The sequence below is a fragment of the Zeaxanthinibacter enoshimensis genome (assembly GCF_004362865.1).
Classification (GTDB): Bacteria; Bacteroidota; Bacteroidia; order Flavobacteriales; family Flavobacteriaceae; genus Zeaxanthinibacter; species Zeaxanthinibacter enoshimensis.
In genome coordinates, this window is sequence record NZ_SNYI01000003.1 from 409,901 (window position 1) to 426,961 (window position 17,061).

Annotated in this window: 13 protein-coding genes; all 13 read right to left on the reverse strand. The window is 47.0% G+C overall.

The window, feature by feature from the left end; translation table 11 throughout:
* Positions 1 to 37: 37 nt before the first annotated feature.
* The 13 genes from CLV82_RS13535 to CLV82_RS13595 all read right to left on the reverse strand — a co-directional run bounded on the left by CLV82_RS13535 (position 38) and on the right by CLV82_RS13595 (position 17,053).
* Positions 38 to 1,309 carry a hypothetical protein gene (locus tag CLV82_RS13535; RefSeq protein WP_133644880.1) on the reverse strand — a complete coding sequence of 424 codons (1,272 nt, stop codon included), beginning with the start codon at positions 1,307 to 1,309 and terminating at the stop codon, positions 38 to 40.
* Positions 1,310 to 1,420: 111 nt separating this feature from the next.
* Entirely contained in the window at positions 1,421 to 2,866 is a 1,446-nt protein-coding gene (locus CLV82_RS13540; protein WP_133644881.1) for an amidohydrolase, read from the reverse strand.
* A 75-nt stretch (positions 2,867 to 2,941) separates the two neighbouring features.
* On the reverse strand, positions 2,942 to 4,228 hold the full coding sequence (locus CLV82_RS13545; RefSeq protein WP_133644882.1) for a sensor histidine kinase: 1,287 nt from the start codon (positions 4,226 to 4,228) through the stop codon (positions 2,942 to 2,944).
* A 241-nt stretch (positions 4,229 to 4,469) separates the two neighbouring features.
* Positions 4,470 to 4,760, reverse strand: coding sequence for a circadian clock KaiB family protein (locus CLV82_RS13550; protein ID WP_133644883.1), 291 nt, complete (start codon positions 4,758 to 4,760; stop codon positions 4,470 to 4,472).
* A gap of 12 nt (positions 4,761 to 4,772) precedes the next feature.
* Positions 4,773 to 6,221, reverse strand: a complete 1,449-nt coding sequence (gene kaiC, locus CLV82_RS13555; protein WP_133644884.1) for a circadian clock protein KaiC — start codon at positions 6,219 to 6,221, stop codon at positions 4,773 to 4,775.
* Between the two features lie 162 nt (positions 6,222 to 6,383).
* Positions 6,384 to 8,483 (reverse strand): DUF349 domain-containing protein, encoded by a 2,100-nt coding sequence (locus CLV82_RS13560; protein ID WP_133644885.1) that lies wholly within the window; start codon positions 8,481 to 8,483, stop codon positions 6,384 to 6,386.
* 124 nt (positions 8,484 to 8,607) lie between these two features.
* Positions 8,608 to 9,339, reverse strand: coding sequence for a shikimate dehydrogenase family protein (locus CLV82_RS13565; protein WP_243744222.1), 732 nt, complete (start codon positions 9,337 to 9,339; stop codon positions 8,608 to 8,610).
* Entirely contained in the window at positions 9,332 to 10,351 is a 1,020-nt protein-coding gene (locus CLV82_RS13570; RefSeq protein ID WP_133644887.1) for a DUF368 domain-containing protein, read from the reverse strand. The genes CLV82_RS13565 and CLV82_RS13570 overlap by 8 nt, the downstream gene beginning before the upstream one ends.
* Positions 10,352 to 10,364: 13 nt before the next feature.
* A complete protein-coding gene (locus CLV82_RS13575; RefSeq protein WP_133644888.1) occupies positions 10,365 to 11,282 on the reverse strand; it encodes a DUF368 domain-containing protein in 918 nt (305 codons plus the stop codon).
* A 26-nt stretch (positions 11,283 to 11,308) separates the two neighbouring features.
* The gene (locus CLV82_RS13580; protein ID WP_133644889.1) at positions 11,309 to 12,709 is read right to left on the reverse strand and encodes a tetratricopeptide repeat protein; all 1,401 of its coding nucleotides are present in this window, start codon (positions 12,707 to 12,709) and stop codon (positions 11,309 to 11,311) included.
* 99 nt (positions 12,710 to 12,808) lie between these two features.
* Positions 12,809 to 13,990 carry an aspartate aminotransferase family protein gene (locus tag CLV82_RS13585; protein WP_133644890.1) on the reverse strand — a complete coding sequence of 394 codons (1,182 nt, stop codon included), beginning with the start codon at positions 13,988 to 13,990 and terminating at the stop codon, positions 12,809 to 12,811.
* Positions 13,991 to 13,993: 3 nt separating this feature from the next.
* A complete protein-coding gene (locus CLV82_RS13590; protein ID WP_243744223.1) occupies positions 13,994 to 15,694 on the reverse strand; it encodes an OstA-like protein in 1,701 nt (566 codons plus the stop codon).
* A gap of 87 nt (positions 15,695 to 15,781) precedes the next feature.
* Entirely contained in the window at positions 15,782 to 17,053 is a 1,272-nt protein-coding gene (locus tag CLV82_RS13595; protein WP_133644892.1) for an adenylosuccinate synthase, read from the reverse strand.
* Positions 17,054 to 17,061 lie beyond the last annotated feature (8 nt).

Below are 17,061 nucleotides of genomic sequence, written 5' to 3' on the forward strand. Positions count from 1 at the left end.
AGCCTTCCGGGGCTCGTTTTTTATTCCGGCCATCGCTTTAATGACATTCAAAACAGGGGAGTAGCTTGGTACCTGCCCTGCTGTCTTCAGAACCTTTAAGCGGTTCGTTTATGGGACCTTGTTCCTGTATGGCTTCATAGAACGCTTTGGCCGATTCCTGCAGTTTATTCCGCCTGGAGATCACCTTCTTAATAATTTCCGGGGCATCTAACCGGTAAATATTTTCAGGCCATTTATTAAAACTTTCCCGGATAACCTCGTCGGTTAGTGTCTCCTGCAGGTACTTCGCTTCTTCCAAAAAAATGCTTTCAGGAACCTTCAGCAGGAAAAACCGGTCAAAATCCATCACCAACCCCGTCATATAATCAATATCGTTTTCCAGGGGTTGCACGTTGGGTAAAAAGCGGCGGTTAGAGATAAGGGTTGGGACAATTCCCCCCAGGTGGAAAAAAGCGTTATCCCTGTCGCCGGCCAGGGGCGTAGCGAGGTAACCGTCCGGCGTATCCTGAATCACCCAGCCCCACTGTTTGGCGTGCCGGTCCCAGTCGCCTATCAACAGGTCGAACAAACGGTTCCTGACCAGGATGTGTTTATCGATAGAGACCTGCCTAGCCGATTCTACCTTCAGCTCCTGAAGGTCTTCTGTGTCCATGATCTCCAGGACATTTTCCATGGCTGTCCAATTCGTTTTTCCTTCGGTTTCATACTCCAGCAAAAAAAGCCTGTTCCCGTATTTCTCATTGAGCGATCCCAACAGGGGCTGCTCGGGAACAAACACTACTTTTGGATGGGTGTGCATCAGTCCGGCCTTCTCGGCCATATCCGCTACCACGATGGCGGCGTAAGGGTGTTGTGCACTAACACCGTCGATGATGATGTTTTCCAGGGCGAGTTTCTCCGCGATATCCGGAACCAGGGGTTTTGGGTTTTTGGTAATGCTCCGGAGGGAATACCGTACCCCGGCTGGGGATTCGATCTCCAGGGAATGGGTTTGCTTTCCCCCACCTTCCTCGATGATCTTCATGCCACCCATCAGGGTGTCAAGGAAGACGATAGGAACGGTTACAGGGCTGGCCCAGGCATCCCGGTACTGCCGCCCCTGCATCAGCTTCTTCAGAGCGTTGGCCTGGTAGAGGTCTGTAGCCATAAGCTTAACCGAATCGTAGTCCCGCAGGTTCAGGTTATCTGAAGGACCTGGCTCCAGGATCACACTTCTTGCTTCTTCCCCGGAAGTGCTGTGGAGAGATATATATAACAACCCAATAAATAACAGTATTGCGATCAGGAGTGCTCCTAAAAATTTTTTCATGCCCCGGAATTAATTTGACCCTATACTACAGTATTTACATGAGAAATACGGGTGCTATACCAATTACTTTTAACCTGGTGGATCAGTAATTACAGGGGATTTACCCCTGGGTTAGTTAGTCACTGCAGGAACCGGAGGTGGCCCTTCGGGTAACATGGCCTCCCAGGTCTCATCTCCTTTCCTCCGGAGAAATTCTTCGCGGATCTCTTTCCGCAGGCCGGCGTTCTCAAAAAGATCTACCATGGTAAGTCCTAAACTCTTGGCAGCAAAAAGCATCCCTTTGTGACCAATACTCATTCCCCCGCAGGCTACCACCACCCAGGAATGCCAGGGGGCATTGTAGGGCGCCGTGGTTGCGAGCAGCGAGATCTCAGGGACAATGTAACTGACATCACCCACATCTGTAGACCCACCGCCCTGTAGCTCCCTATGAGGTTCCAGTTCTTTAATATCCCCATGCAGCCCCTGGGAAGTTAAGCCGTATGACTCCATGATGGTATCCGCGAAAGTGCGCTCTTCATCAGTATAAGTTATCGGTCCGACCAGTTCCATGTTTTTCTGTAATACTTTTGCCCCCCTCTCATTGACCAGGATCTCGTAAAGACCATTGTTCAGGGTCACTTTATGCTCCACTCCGGCCATTAATGCAGCTCCCGCTGCAATCTCTTTCATGCGTTCCGAAACTTCGGCAACCCCGCTTCTCTTGTAATCCCTGATCCAGATCCACACCGCTGCCTCTTCGGGAATTACGTTAGGTACATCCCCGGCTTTGGAATAGACGTAGTGCATCCGTACCGTTGGCTTTACATGCTCTCTCAGTGCATTGATACCGGTAGTGAAAAATTCGGCCGCATCCAGTGCGCTTCTTCCATTCCAGGGGTCTGCCGCTGCATGGGCACTCTTACCTTTAAACGAAACGGTGTAATCAGTCACCGCTTGTGAACTTTGCGTGCCGGCTTTATTCTTATAATCAGGATGCCAGTCGAGGCAGACATCAAGATCATTGAACAATCCTGCCCTAGCCATATAAACCTTCCCGGCCAGGTCTTCCTCGGCGGGAGTACCGTAAAACCTCACGGTTCCTTTCAGGTCCCCGGTTGCGATTAGTTCTTTGATGGCTATAGCGGCTCCCAGGCTTCCCGGGCCAAACATATTATGCCCGCAGCCATGGCCCGCAGCACCGGCTTCCAAAGGAGCCTTCCGGGGTTCAGCCTGCTGGGAAAGACCCGGCAGGGCATCGTATTCTCCCAGGATACCGATTATCGGACTCCCGCTGCCATAAGAGGCTACGAAAGCTGTAGGGATCTCAGCCACTCCTCGTTCTACCTTAAACCCATTCTGTTCGGCATAATCGGCCAGGATCTCTGCAGACTGGTATTCTTTCATAGCCGTTTCTGCATACTTCCAGATAGAGTCGCTCATTTGGATCAGTGATTTCCGGTGTTTTTCCACGGAATTCAGGACCGCTTGTTTTTTTGAAGAAATTTTATCCTGGGCCGCTGCAGATGTAAAAGACAGGGTACCCAGTAAAATGCTCAGCAGTATTTGATTTTTCATAGGAGTGGTTTAGTCCTATCAATGTTACAAATTTTTAGCGATTGAAAACGAAGGAAGTAAATATGATGAATAACATTAATTAGTGGGGAACCAGATATTAAAGGTAGCACCTTCCCCTAATTTGCCTTCTGCGCTGACCATCCCATGGTGGTTCTCTACAATTTTCTTGACGATAGCAAGGCCTATCCCTGTGCCTTCATATTCGTCCCGGCTGTGCAGGCGCTGGAATAATTCAAATAATTTGTCACTATACTTCTGGGAAAAGCCTACGCCATTATCGGAAATTACGAGATGGCAGTAATTATCTTTTTTCGGTAGTTTTCTCAGACCATTTGGTCTTTCGGAATAGATCTTACTTTCGATGGTGATCCGGGGCTTCCGGCCCGGAACCGTAAATTTCAGTGAGTTGCTGACCAGGTTAAGAATGAGTTGTTTAAACTGGAAGGGGATCACTTCCGCTTCACAAAGTTCTCCCACCTCGATCTCGGCCCCGGCTTTTTCGATCAGAACATGAAGGTCATTCAACACCTCGTTGACAATTTCGTTCATGTCTGTCTTCACATATACCTTATTCTCATTAGAAGCCCGGGAGTAGTCCAGCAGGTCTTCTATCAGGTTCTGCATCCTGGTAGCCGCCTGGGTAATCCTTTGAAAGTAATCCTCTCCGCGGCTGCTCAGGTTAGAAGTTTCCTTGTCTTCCAGTCGGGAAATAAAGGTCTGGATCTTTCGCAGGGGTTCCTGCAGGTCATGGGAGGCTATATAGACGAAAGAAGCCAGTTCCTTGTTCGTAGTACTCAGCTCCTTGTTCTTTAGTTTTAAATTCTGCTGGTATTGGAGGATTAATTTTTCCTTATTCTTAAAATCCGTCAGGTCGGTCATGATGATCCCTATGGTCGAAAGCTTGGGTTGGAGCGAGGTCATAGAAACCAGGGCAGGTCTTTTTTCATCCCCTACCCGAAGGAAAACTTCTCCCTTTGCCTGTCCCTTCAGTGCATTCCTGAACATATGCCGGAACTTTTCACGGGAATCCGGGTGTATAAATTCGAACAGGGAATTCCCGACGATCTTATCCCTGCTTTTGTTAAAAAGCTTTATAAGGTGGGGATTGGCAAAAGAGATAATTCCCTCTTCCGTTACATTGAGCGCACCTTCACCAATCTCTTCAATAAGTACACGGAAGGCGTGGTCGCCACTCTGCAAGGTGAATATCTCGGATTCTGCATTGGAATTGTTGTTAATGGCAAAAGCATCAACTTCTCCGGATTTTATGGCATTTACCAATTGGTTAGACTCCTCCAGGCGAATTTCCAATTCCTGGATTCGTTCAATTAGTCGATCTCTGGATGCACCTTTCTCCGTCATTTAGCTCGGTATGAAGAAATTTGTAAAACATTTAATGCCTTGGCAGGGTAGGTGTAACGGCTGTACGGGATTTGGTACGCTGGGTGGTAGTTGCAAAAACAGGGAAGTAGGTAACTTTGATCGGAAGAGATTTTAAACAAAACGGCTTTGATCCGGGGTAAAAAGGTTATTTCCGGGAATTGACCAGCAGCAGATACGCTGCGTATGGCCCGGCGTAACCTCCATATTTTCTGAATCACTATCATTTATCAATTGGTCGGATATTAAGACCTACAAGGACTTTCTCTTCGTTAGAAAGATCCCCTATAATTTTCCTCAGGGGTTCGGGAACCCTTCTCACCAAAGTTGGAATGGCAAAGATCTGGTCTCCTTCCGCCAATTGTGGATTTTCCAGTAAGTCTATAATTTCAATGTTGTAATTGTCGATGAGATGCTTCTTGCAATACTTTGTGATATTCTCAAGAGCAACCACCGATTTAGGAGTTTGCCCCGCAATGTAAAGGCGTAATTCCCATTTCTTTTCTTTTTTCATGGATTACCTAAATTAATTGGTCGTATCGGTCATCTGTTCTGTTGGCATGCTAAAATGGAATCCCTTATCGGTGATCCTGAATTCCTGGGCCTCCGGGTTATGTCCCATACCCCTGGCCTTAACAATTCTCATTGTACGGTTCTGTCTACGGTTCTTGCGGTTGTTATTAAGATCGATCCAGGCATCTGATAAGGAAGAGATCGCTTCTACCGTAAGATCTCCTTTATCCTTGAAATTAGCTTGAGTCAGCGCTGTGAAAACAGCATTGATCTGTTTGTTCTTCAGGGTATCAAGCAAGCGGATGAGCATTGCGCGGACCTCGCTGCTGCTCCCTATAGTAATCAGACTGCTAATGGGATCAACGATCACAGTTTTCGGCTTCAGCTCTTCCAGGGCATTGTAGAACCTGATCAGATGCATTTCCAGGCCCTGCAGCGAAGGTCTCGATGCCTTTATGTGCAGAAGTCCGGATTCTAAATGTGTTCTGAAATCTATCCCAATACTATCCATGTTGCGGATCAACTGTTCCGGGGATTCTTCAAAAGAGAAGAATAGCACCGGCTCTTCCCTGTTAATAGAGGCCATGGCAAAGTGTGCAGCCAGGATAGTTTTAGAAGTACCGGCCGACCCGGTGATCAGCGTACTGCTGCCGCGATATAGGCCTCCCTGGTCAAGGGATTCATCCAGTTGTTGCAGGCCGGTAGATACTACCTCTGTGGAGGAGCCGTAGGTAAGGTTCAGCGAAGTGACCGGTATCACTGAAATACCATTCTCGTTGATGAGAAAGGGGTATTCATTGGTTCCGTGCATGGAGCCACGGTATTTGACAATTCGCAATCTCCGGGTAGCTATCTGGTCTATCACCCTGAAGTCGAGCAGGATTACGCAATCGGAAACATATTCCTCCAGCCCCTGCCTTGTAAAGCTTTGTTTGCCGCGCTCACCTGTGATTACCGTAGTAACCCCTTTTTTCTTCAGCCAGCTGAACAGTCGCCTCAGCTCTGCTCTTAAGATACCGTCATTATCGATCCCTCCAAACAATGCTTCCACTGTATCGAGCACAACTCTTTTGGCACCGATACTATCTATGGCATGGTTAAGCCGGATGAATAAGGCTTCCAGGTCAAATTCCCCGGTTTCTTCAATCTCGGAACGTTCAATATGGACATGATCTACCTTGAGTTTACCGGATTCCTGTAATTCCTCAAGGTCAAATCCCAGGGACTTAACATTCAGACTAAGGTCTTTAGCCGTTTCTTCAAAACTCATGAAAACGCCCGGCTCATCGTGCTCTATAATTCCATTTACGAGGAATTGGACGGAAAATAAAGTTTTTCCGCATCCGGGGCCACCACATATCAGTACTGGTCTCCCGGTAGGAAATCCTCCCTGCATGATCTCGTCCAGGCCATTAATACCTGATGCGGTTTTCGGGAATTTATCTAGTGAGCTTTCGGTCATACGCGGTTTGTTTCGCATTTAAAAGACAAAAATAATTACAGAAGGGATAAAAAGTTGTTTGGTTTTACAGGAAATGTTGACCCAATTCAAGCAAAAGGCCTTTTGTAAGCAAAGCAGCAGGCTGAGCTAAGAGAAGGATTTACATTGAATCTTGCTTAATTTTTATTCCTCGGAGTCATCGGTCTCTTCCTCCTCGGATTCGGCAGCACGGAGAAGGTCGTTCTGTAGTATATTAAGTTTCTTAAGTTTTGTTTTCCAGGTGGCCAGCGCCTCCTTGTGTCGTTCAATATTCTGTACAACCTCCTGTACCAGGGGATTGCTGTCTGTAGCGCCTGAAAAGAACTGCAGGTTATTCTCCAACTGGCGAATTTCGTCCTTGGCATCTGAGATCTTCCTCCGGATAAAAGTGCGCTCCTTATAAAGGGCATCTTCATCCTCTGTTTTAGCCAGTTGCTGAATCTTGTTTCCGTACTTCAAAAGCTCAGCTTCCTGTTGTGATATGTCCAGTTTCCTGAAGATAGCATCGAGGATCTTATTAAATTTGTTGGTAATTGCCTTCTTATTGAATGGTACCCTGCCGTAAGATTTCCATTCGGTGATAAAGCCCTTGATGGACTCGATATCCTTTTCGCGGTCACCGGAAAGTTTAAACTCCTTTAACCGATCCAGGCATGCACTTTTATGTTCGTAGTTCTCAGCTTCCTTTTTATGATCCTTATTCTTCCTGGCATGTAAACGATCAAAGTAATGGTTGCAGGCCGTTTTAAATTCTTTCCAGATGCTATCTGAATATTTCCGGGGAACATGGCCGATCTGTTTCCACTCGTTCTGGATGCGTTTCATCTCCGGGGTAGTTTGTTCCCAGTCCTCACTGTCCTTAAGTTTTACGGCAAGTTCCAGCAGTGCCCGCTTCTTATCCAGGTTTTCCTGCTGTTCCTTTTTAAGGTTCTTATAATACGCATTCTTGTTCCTGTTAAAGGTGCGTACCGCGGTCTTGAATTTGGACCAGGTGGCCTCGTTCACTTTCTGGGGTACTTTTCCTGCTTTAAAGAAAGCTTCCCTTAAGGCTTCCACCTCTTTGATCTGTTGCTGTATAGCCCTGTGGTTATTTGCCACGTTATTTGCTATATCCGAAATCCTTGCGATGATCTCCTCTTTTTTCTCCAGGTTCTTTTCGTAGCTCTTTTCCAGCTCCTTGTAATGTTCCTGTCTACGCTGGTGCATAGCCTTGGTGGCATTGCTGAACTGTTCCCAGATCTTTTCCCTGTGTTCCTGGTCTACCGGGCCAATATCTTCTTTCCAGATCTTATGAAGGGTCTGCAGTTCCCTGAAAGCTTTGTTCAGGTCGGGTTCTTCGGCCAGCTTTTCAGCTCGCTCGATAAGCTTGAGTTTCTCCTCAAGGTTATGTTTAAAATCAAGATCCCGCAATTCCCTGTTCAGGTGCAGGAAATCATAAAAGATCTCGATGTGGTGGTGGTAAGTCCGCCACACATCATTGTAGCTGCTGCGGGGAACCGGCCCGGCATTACGCCAGCGCTCCTGCAGATCTTTAAAATTCTTATAGGTGGTATTAATGTCTTCCTCAACATTTACCAGGCTTTTGAGTTCTTCGATGATCTCCAGCCGGTTGTGAAGATTACTCTTCAGGTTCTGTTCCAGATTTTTGTAGTACTGGTTGCGCTTCTCCCGGTAATCAGCATAAACCTCATTAAACTGTCGTTTTGTTACGGAGTTGTATTTGAAATCGATCTCGTTTCCACCTTTGCTGATGAAATCTTCCTTCTTTTCCTCCAAAAATTCCTGGAACTTAAGATCAAATTCTGTTTTTATACCTTCCACATGTCTGCGGATTGCCTGTACTTTTTCGTTACGCACCAGGCGCTGCAGTTCTCCAACAAGATTTTCCATGGACATCTCGTGGTAGTCCAGCATGGGAATATGATGCCTTTGGTGATTGTCTTCGTCCTCGGCGTCCTCTGCATTAGATTCGTCTATCTCTTCCTGCAGCTCTTTTTCAGCGGAATCTTCTGAAGTTTCTTTCCCGCCTTTCACTTCAGACTCGACCGGCGCTTCCTGCTTAGCTGCAGCTTCGCCCGGAGTCTCCTGGATATCCTCCTTCTCAGTGCCTTGGGTGTCTAGCGAATGCTCCTTTTCGGGTATATTTTCAGTGCTTTTCTCCTGGGTGGTATCCGTCCCGGTAGTTCCTGATTTTTCATTTCCCCCTACAGCATCCTGTAGTTTGTCCTTCTGCTCTTCCAACATGATCTGGATGTTTAAAGCGCCTCATTAGTCTGATTGCATATCTAAGATAATAACAAGGGCGCACACTGCAAAGGTATGGAAAGAACTTTTTATGGGGTCATATCGCACAGGCAAGCCGCCATGCTCAGGAATTCCAGATCTGCCAGGACTTTTCTGCCTGCTGCTTCAGCATCTCGTGACCATTCATGGTTGTGGCCCCCCGGCTTTGTCCTTCAGCCAGGAAGGCGGTAAGCGGGGGATTATAGATGAGATCGTACAGGAGATGGCCTGCTCCGATTCCGTCGTAGGGAATATCGGGTTTCCTTTTGGTATCCGGAAAAGTACCAAGGGGCGTACAATTCACAAGGAGGGTGTTTTCCGCTATGATCCGGGAGTTCAGATCTTCGTAATGGTATTGACTGCCAAGGGGATTCCTGGACACAAATGTGTAACTGATTCCCTGTCTTTCCAATACATACGCTACCGCTTTGGAGGCTCCGCCTGTTCCAAGGATCAATGCTTTTTTGTGTGATGGTTCCAGGTAGGGCAGGAGCGAAGTTTCGAATCCGTAAATATCGGTATTATAGCCCGTAGTGCCGCCCGGAGTAAATTTAATGGTATTGACTGCCCCGACCTTTGCGGCTTCGGGGTCTATTGTAGTCAGCAATGGTAAAACGGCTTCCTTGTAAGGGATGGTCACGTTTAATCCCTGCAGCTCACCGGGGGACTGTAACAACGATTCCAGCTCTGAAATGTCAGACAGATCAAAGTTGACATACGAATGGTCGCTTAACTGCAAGCGGGAGAATTTCTCCGAAAAATAGTTCCTGGAGAAGGAATACGAAATGTCTTTACCTACCAGGCCAAATTTATGCATTGTCTTTCCTGTTTTTCCCATACCAGTCTAACCCTAACAGGATAAGAATACCAAAAATAATGAAAAGTAAAGCCCACCACGTCTCCCCAAGAGAGGTGTCCGGCAGGTATCTTTCATAGTTCAGGATTATGGGGTCGCCGTTAGAATCATACACCACGCTTCCATCTGCAGCGGTTTGGATTATCGTTCTTTTCCAGGGCCAGACTACCCCTAGTGATCCCGTGATAAACCCAATGATGACCGCAGTGGTCACATTCTTGTAATGTTTCAGAACATAACCGAGTAAATGGGATAAGGACACAAGGCCCGTAGCAGACCCCGCAGTAAAAACGGCAAGGATGAGCAAGGTATCAAGTCTTTCCTCCTCGTTTATAAAACTGAAATCACCCCGTATCATTTCGGCTATGGTGTCATATAGTGCATTGACCGAATCTACCAGGAGTAAGACGTAATTGCCCAAAAGGATCAAAATAAAGGACCCGGATAAGCCCGGCAGGGTCATTCCTGAAACACTGATGATGCCACAGAGGAAGATAAACAGCAAATTATCGTTCTCAGTTGCAGGACTAAGGAAACTAATGGAAATCCCCACGATCAACCCAATGATTCCCGCGGTCACTGTAGTTCGGTTCCAATGCTCAAAATCCTTGGAAATAAAATATATAGAACCGATGATCATCCCGAAAAAGGTGGCCCAGACAAAGAGCTCTTTGGTCTCCAGGAAATAGTCGAGTAACTTGGAAACGCTGAAATAACTCACCAGCATCCCAAAGATGATCAGGCTGAGAAAGGGCCCGTTCACATAGCGGTAGAAACTTCTGAAACGCCCTCCTAATAACAGTTTAAATGCTTTGAGATTTATCTTTTGCAGTGAGTAGATGAATTCTTCATAGAACCCTGCAACAAAAGCTACGATCCCACCGGAAACCCCGGGCACCTTGTTGGCCGCACCCATACATAGTCCTTTAATGAACAGGAAGAAACGGTCTGTTAATGTCCTGGGTTCGTACATAGGGGCAGATGGCTTAATTTCGGGCAGCTAATTTTTCAAGTATAAAAATAAGGGAAAAACCAAGGATTGCCAGCACGATGGCAAAAAGGAGTTGATTGTCCCCGCCGAAGTTAAATGGAGAAACATTCTGTTCTGCAATAGCGACGACCTTCTCACCATACACCTTGGTCTCGAGGACTTCTTTCCAGGGCCAGATCTTGTTGAGGCTTCCGAGGATAAAGCCCGTCAGTAAAGTCAGGGTCAGGTCCTTGTAATTGCTGAACATCCATTTCAGGATTCGGGCGAAGCTGAGTAAGCCAAAGATTGCTCCAATACCAACGGTCACGATCAGGCCTAATTCTCTTTCATGTACGACATCGAGTACGGTCTTATAGGAACCTAAAAGTACCAGGATAAATGCACCTGAAATTCCCGGCAGGATCATTGCACAGATCGCCAGGGCTCCGGAAAGGAACAGAAATGGCAGGCTGGTTGTATCCTCTATAGGAGGCAGCGAGGTGATATACCAGGCTAGTGCGGCCCCGGCAATTAGAAAGAGGATCTTTGCCAGCGTCCAGCGCTCAATAGCCCTGGCAACTACCAGTACGCTGGCCAGAACGAGGCCAAAGAAAAAGGACCATAGAAGTATAGGTTGGTTTTCCAGCAGCCAGCTGATCATCTTAGCCAAAGAGGCAACACTTATAAATATCCCGGAGAAAAGTGCAAGGAGGAATCCTCCGTTCAGTTGGCGCCAAAAGGCCATAAAGCCTTCATTGCGCCAGGTGCGGAACAAAGAGAGGTTGATATTGTTGATAGAGGTTATTAATTCTTCGTAGATACCGGAGATAAAGGCGATGGTTCCCCCTGAAACTCCGGGTACTACATCGGCGGCCCCCATGGCCATTCCTTTAAGAATTAATACGGTATACTGAATGCGGTTTCGTTCTCCCATAAAAAATAAAAAACAAAAGTAGTTTTTTATTCGGAAGCTTTCTTAATATCAGTAATTATGTTTTGTGCCCAATCCGAATGATAAATTTCCGGGTATTCTGCCTGGAAAAAGGACAGTTTGCTGATATCGTGCCGTATAGACTTGATAAATCGCTTTCGCGCTTTTGCGGGTTGATCAGAAAGTAACAGGGCTCCTGCCAACATATATTCCAGTTCGGTGGCCTCGGGGAAGAATTCCAGGCCTTGCTTCAGGATCTGTACCGCAGCTTCAGGTTCCTGGTTGTTCCTTACTACCCTGGACCATAACATCCAGGTTTCCAGTTCATAGTTACCCAGGTCTACCGTCTGCTTAAAAGAGAAATCCGCTTCATCAAGATTGCCGAGGGCAGCGTGGATCTTCGCGCACTTTTTCCAGTATAATGGGTTTTCCTCGTCTATATTGATGGCTTTGTTGATATAATAAAGCGCTTTTTCGTAATCCGCATGCCGGTAATAATACTGGGTGATGGCGAGCCATCCCTTATCCAGTAAGGGGTCCTCGTGAACGGTTTTATAGTAGTAGTATTTGGCCATGTCCTCGTTCCCGAGTTTTTCATGACATTTCCCGATACGCAGGTAGGCATGGGAGGTGGGGTCATCTATGGCGATGGTGGTTTCATAACTTTCAATAGCCTCCTCAAATTTTCCCAGTTTTTCCAGGACCTTCCCTTTTTCAAAATAAGCACCGATAAAGGTGTCGTCAGAGATCACCGCAAAATCAAATGCCGTAAGGGCCTCAGGGTACATACCTATGGTAAAATACTGTTTCCCCAGTTGATGCCAGGCCACCTGGCAGTATGGATTGCGCTCAAGGAAATTATTGAGGTATTGAATTGCGCCCTCGTAGTCTTCCAGGAACTCAAAGCAGTAAATGACGTTGTAAAGGGAAGAATAATCCTCCTCGTCAAAAGCAACACACTTCATGAAATTGATCTTAGCCTGCTGAAAATCATCCATAAAGAGGTACTCCATCCCAAGCAGGGAGTAGATGTCAAAGCTCTCTTCAGCCATTTCCAGGGCTTGGTGCAGTAAGAGCACGGCAGCTTCGTGGTTGTCTTTCTTTGAATAGATGTTGGCGCGCTGTATGTAGATCTCTTCATTGCCACTATCGAGCAGCTGAAGATCATCCAGGATACGTTCTGCCACATCCAGGTTGTTCTCAAAAACCAGTACTTCTACGTCCAGTAACCGTAATTCAATGGCATCTGGATGCTGCTGAAGTCCAATTCTGATTGCTTTCTTAGCCAGCGATATTTTCCCGTTGTTCAAGTAATGATGAATGATGTCCTCAAAGTCTTCAGCGTCAAAGAAATAGACGTCATCAGTTTTGAGCATGGATTCGAACTTGGCTATGGGCTTGCTGGGTTTTCCGTTGGAGTTAAACGCCATAGTTACTAAGGTTGGTTATACTATGGAATTAAAAATAACATTTTTGATACCATGCATTTTCTTATCTTCCTGTTTATATTAACAATATTGTTAACAGCTTTATTGCTCAATTTCCGTTAAAACTTCTAGGATGATATCGCATCCTTCTTCGATTTCCTCAATAGATATAGGCAATGGCGGCGATATCCGCACTGCCCTTGGTTCAAATAATAACCAGAATAACACCAGTCCCCGGCGGGCACATTCCAGTACAATCTTGTTGGCTGTTTCCGGATCTTTGACCATCATTGCCAACATCAGGCCCTTTCCGCGTATCTCGGTGATCAGTTTATGCTGAAGCTTTTTCCTGAAAACCTGCTCTTTTTCCAGGGTCTGTTCGATCAGTTGCCCGGAGGTTATCTCATTTAAGGTTGCCAGTGCTGCCGCAGCAATGACAGGATTTCCCCCGAAGGTGGTTATATGCCCTAATTTTGGCTTGTCGCTCAGTAATTGCATCAGCTCGTGAGAGGCGGTAAAAGCACCTACCGGCAAGCCGGAAGCCATTCCCTTACCCAGGACCAGGATATCAGGAATACAGTTGTAGTGTTCAAATGCAAAGAGTTTTCCTGTTCGGCCAAAACCAGGTTGGATCTCATCGAGCACCAGCAAAGCTCCTGTCTCGTCACAGCGTTCCCTGACCTTTTGCAGGTAATCCCCTTCGGGCATGATAAAACCTGCTCCCCCTTGGATGGTCTCCAGTACTACCGCAGCGGTGTTCTCATCAATCTGATCAAGATCCTCCGGGTTGTTGAAGGAGATATGGGAAACCCCGGGAACCAACGGCCGGAACGGGGCCAGTCGCTCCTCGTAGTCCATGAGACTGAGACTGCCCATGGTATTCCCGTGATAAGCGTTTCTCGCCGCAATGATCCCTGTCCTGCCTGTTGCACGGCGAGCTAATTTAATCGCTCCTTCCATGGCTTCAGTACCCGAATTCACCAGGTAGGTGGACTCCAGCGGTTCAGGGAGCAGGGACGCAAGTTTTTTACTGTATTCCACGGCCGGGGCCTGGATATATTCCCCGTATACCATAACGTGCATGTAGCGGGCTGCCTGCTCCTGAATCGCTTTTACTACCGCCGGGTGACAATGACCCAGGCTGCAGGCAGATACCCCGGCGACAAAATCCAGGTGTGCCCTGCCATCCGTGTCATAGATATAGCTCCCACTGGCATAAGAGATCTCAAGCGCAAGTGGGTGGGGGGTAGTTTGTGCCTGGTATCTGAAAAAATCTTCTTTCATGTACTAAGGCTTTTTTTTGCCAGCCCCGCTGTTGTCTGCGGGTAAGACTGCTTTTTTATTGGCGGTGGTGGGTTGATCCTTTTTCCGGGGATCCTCTTCCAGAGGATCTTCCTGTGTGCCCTCCAGGTCTATCGGGTGATCAACCCCGCGTATCTTGACCAGTTCAATATTGTTGTCGTCTTCATCAAAGATACCGTCCTTACTATAGATACGTTCGTCCCCCCTCCAGATGAAACCTTTCAGTTTCCGACTGTTCTCAGGTAAGTCCTTTGGAGGAAAGATATCGCCGTCAGGATTGGTAAAGAAGGTGATGTCTTCAATATCGTTGTTCTCCAGTGTCATCCGGATGGCACTGCAGATCGTCTTGTTGATGCCCATCAGTTTCTCATCGTCATCATACATGTAATAAATGACCTCGGTATTCTTGACCAGGTCTACGTAGTCCAGGCTGTTGTCCTTGAACTTCCCGTAGAGATCCTTGCCCTTTGCCTGGTTAAATCCTACTTTTCCTATACTATCCTGCGAAATGATAAATGCATTATTGATGACCTTCAGGGAATCGAGCTTTTCCGTTACCAGGTCCGAGACCAGGTGAATACTGTCCCCGGTCATTTGATTGTCAACGTTCCATATTACCGGGTTGCGGATAAGCTGGGTAACTCCAGTTCTCTGCTCAAAGTGAATAGAATCACATTTCCCGCTGAGGTCTGTCTTATAAAATTTTGCATTCCGGAAGGCCCGGAGGATACGGTCTTCGGGTTTACCGGTAACCATAAGGGTATCGCCGTGCATATACAGCGAATCTTTTTCGACCAGGCTTATGGAAACGGCACGTTTAGTGGCAAAAACCGAGTCCTTATCCTTGTACACCTCCGCGTAATGCGCCCGGATCACTCCCTTATTAATGGTATCGGTGACCTTAATATTGTTGGTGGCAGAAGCAAATTGGGCCATCTTATTAAAGTAGACACTATCCCCTTCAATGATACGGTTGTTGTAATCTATCCGGGTATTCTTGATGCCGTAACCGCTTTCTACTTTGGTATCGTAAAAACCTCTTTCACAATAGATCTTATAGGTCTCCCCGGTAATGGTCGAAGGACCGTACATGTAGGCATTCTTGGAGGTAGTGTAATAGTCCAGCTGACTGGATTCGAGCTGATATTCCGGGTTATTGATCTTAACGCTCTCCAGGAACTGGTATTTCTTCTGCTCCATGAAATAGCGCCCGATCTCGCTGGTCAGCGTATTTACAGAATCCACCACAGTACCGGAACTACGGTAAAAAGATTCCTGCTTTTCACGATCAAAATAGAGGGTGTCTGTCCGCAGGGTCATAGAAGCATTTTTCAGCACAACTCTTTCGTAAGCCTTCGCCAGCCGGGTGTCCCCGTTGTATTCGATCTTCCCACTGGTCATCTGAACCGAGTCTCCTTGTTTTAAAACTATATTTCCAAGGGCTTTCAGCCGGTTTTCTTTTTGGTAGAAGATGGCAATATCACAATAGAGATCCGCACCCTGGTGTTCAAACTGCACTTGCCTGTCGTCCTTGCTGAAGATGGCGGCTCCCGGATACTTGCTTTCGTCCTTGGTGAAATTTGCGCCGTAGACAATATTGATCTGCTGCCCTTCGGAGGGTTGGTCCTGGGCAGACCCCGCAATGGGGGCTAATAGTATACAGATAAGTATCAGCAGTTGCTTCAAACCGAGAATTTGGTCCAAAAGTAGAACATTTTAAAGGAGTTGACCACCCGAAGGCCCGATTTAGGATTTCCTTGGGAAGTCAGGTTTTTACCGGTTGATGGTCTGTGTCCTGTCCGGACCGACAGAAACGATCGCGATCGGCACGCCCAGTTCTTTTTCCAGGAAATCAATATAAGTGTTTAATGCATCCGGCAATTGGGAGGCTTCTGTCATCTTGGTCAGGTCTTCTTTCCAGCCTTCCATTTCCGTATATACCGGGGTCACATTCTCTGCCTCTATGTTAAAAGGCAAATGCTTGATTTCTTTTCCCTTATAGTTATAGGCAGTACAAACCCTGATCTTTTCTATCCCGCTAAGAACATCGGCTTTCATCATCATTAATTGGGTTACCCCGTTTACCTGTACCGCGTATTTTAAGGCAACAAGGTCCAGCCAGCCACAACGTCTTGGTCTGCCGGTGGTCGCACCAAATTCATGACCAACGGTGGCAATGGTTTTCCCCGTTTCGTCAAAGAGTTCCGTAGGGAATGGCCCGCTTCCTACACGGGTTGTATAAGCCTTAAATATCCCGAAGACCTCTCCTATAGCGGTAGGGGCGATCCCCAGCCCGGTACAGGCTCCTGCAGCTGTTGTGTTGGAAGAAGTCACATAGGGATAAGTTCCGAAATCAATATCGAGCAATGATCCCTGGGCGCCTTCAGCCAATATCTTCTTGCCGGAGCGAAACGCCTGGTAAAGGTATTCTTCGCTATCGATGAATTTCAGTTTCTTCAGTTCCTTGACCGCGGAAAAGAACTCGGCTTCCAGTTCCTGGAGGTTGTACTGAATGTCAACATCGTAAAAATGGATCATGGCTTCATGCTTATTCGCCAGGGCCCTGTATTTCTCTTTCCAGTCGTCCATTTCAAGGTCCCCTACACGCAGGCCATTACGGCCGGTCTTATCCATATAAGTGGGACCTATACCTTTGAGCGTAGATCCGATCTTGGCTTTACCTTTGGCGGCTTCTGAAGCTGCATCCAGTAAACGGTGGGTCGGTAGGATAAGGTGTGCCTTCCGGGAAATGAGCAATTTGGAAACGATATCAATATTGAACTGCTCCAGGTTTTGTAATTCCTTCCTGAAGATGACCGGGTCTATCACCACCCCGTTCCCTACAACATTGATCGCATTTTTATGAAAGATTCCCGATGGGATGGTATGGAGAACGTGCTTTATCCCGTCAAACTCGAGGGTGTGACCCGCATTGGGACCTCCCTGGAAACGGGCTATAATGTCATAATCCGTGGTAAGTACATCAACAATTTTTCCCTTTCCTTCGTCTCCCCATTGAAGACCTAATAGCAAATCTACTGCCATAAATAATA

Excerpts from the sequence above, each read along its gene's own strand:
- CLV82_RS13545 (WP_133644882.1), bottom strand. The coding sequence starts at position 4,228 with ATGACGGAGAAAGGTGCATCCAGAGATCGACTAATTGAACGAATCCAG.
- CLV82_RS13570 (WP_133644887.1), bottom strand. The coding sequence starts at position 10,351 with ATGTACGAACCCAGGACATTAACAGACCGTTTCTTCCTGTTCATTAAA.
- CLV82_RS13540 (WP_133644881.1), bottom strand. The coding sequence starts at position 2,866 with ATGAAAAATCAAATACTGCTGAGCATTTTACTGGGTACCCTGTCTTTT.
- CLV82_RS13550 (WP_133644883.1), bottom strand. The coding sequence starts at position 4,760 with ATGAAAAAAGAAAAGAAATGGGAATTACGCCTTTACATTGCGGGGCAA.
- CLV82_RS13565 (WP_243744222.1), bottom strand. The coding sequence starts at position 9,339 with ATGCATAAATTTGGCCTGGTAGGTAAAGACATTTCGTATTCCTTCTCC.
- CLV82_RS13575 (WP_133644888.1), bottom strand. The coding sequence starts at position 11,282 with ATGGGAGAACGAAACCGCATTCAGTATACCGTATTAATTCTTAAAGGA.
- CLV82_RS13595 (WP_133644892.1), bottom strand. The coding sequence starts at position 17,053 with ATGGCAGTAGATTTGCTATTAGGTCTTCAATGGGGAGACGAAGGAAAG.
- CLV82_RS13580 (WP_133644889.1), bottom strand. The coding sequence starts at position 12,709 with ATGGCGTTTAACTCCAACGGAAAACCCAGCAAGCCCATAGCCAAGTTC.
- kaiC (WP_133644884.1), bottom strand. The coding sequence starts at position 6,221 with ATGACCGAAAGCTCACTAGATAAATTCCCGAAAACCGCATCAGGTATT.
- CLV82_RS13585 (WP_133644890.1), bottom strand. The coding sequence starts at position 13,990 with ATGAAAGAAGATTTTTTCAGATACCAGGCACAAACTACCCCCCACCCA.
- CLV82_RS13560 (WP_133644885.1), bottom strand. The coding sequence starts at position 8,483 with ATGTTGGAAGAGCAGAAGGACAAACTACAGGATGCTGTAGGGGGAAAT.
- CLV82_RS13535 (WP_133644880.1), bottom strand. The coding sequence starts at position 1,309 with ATGAAAAAATTTTTAGGAGCACTCCTGATCGCAATACTGTTATTTATT.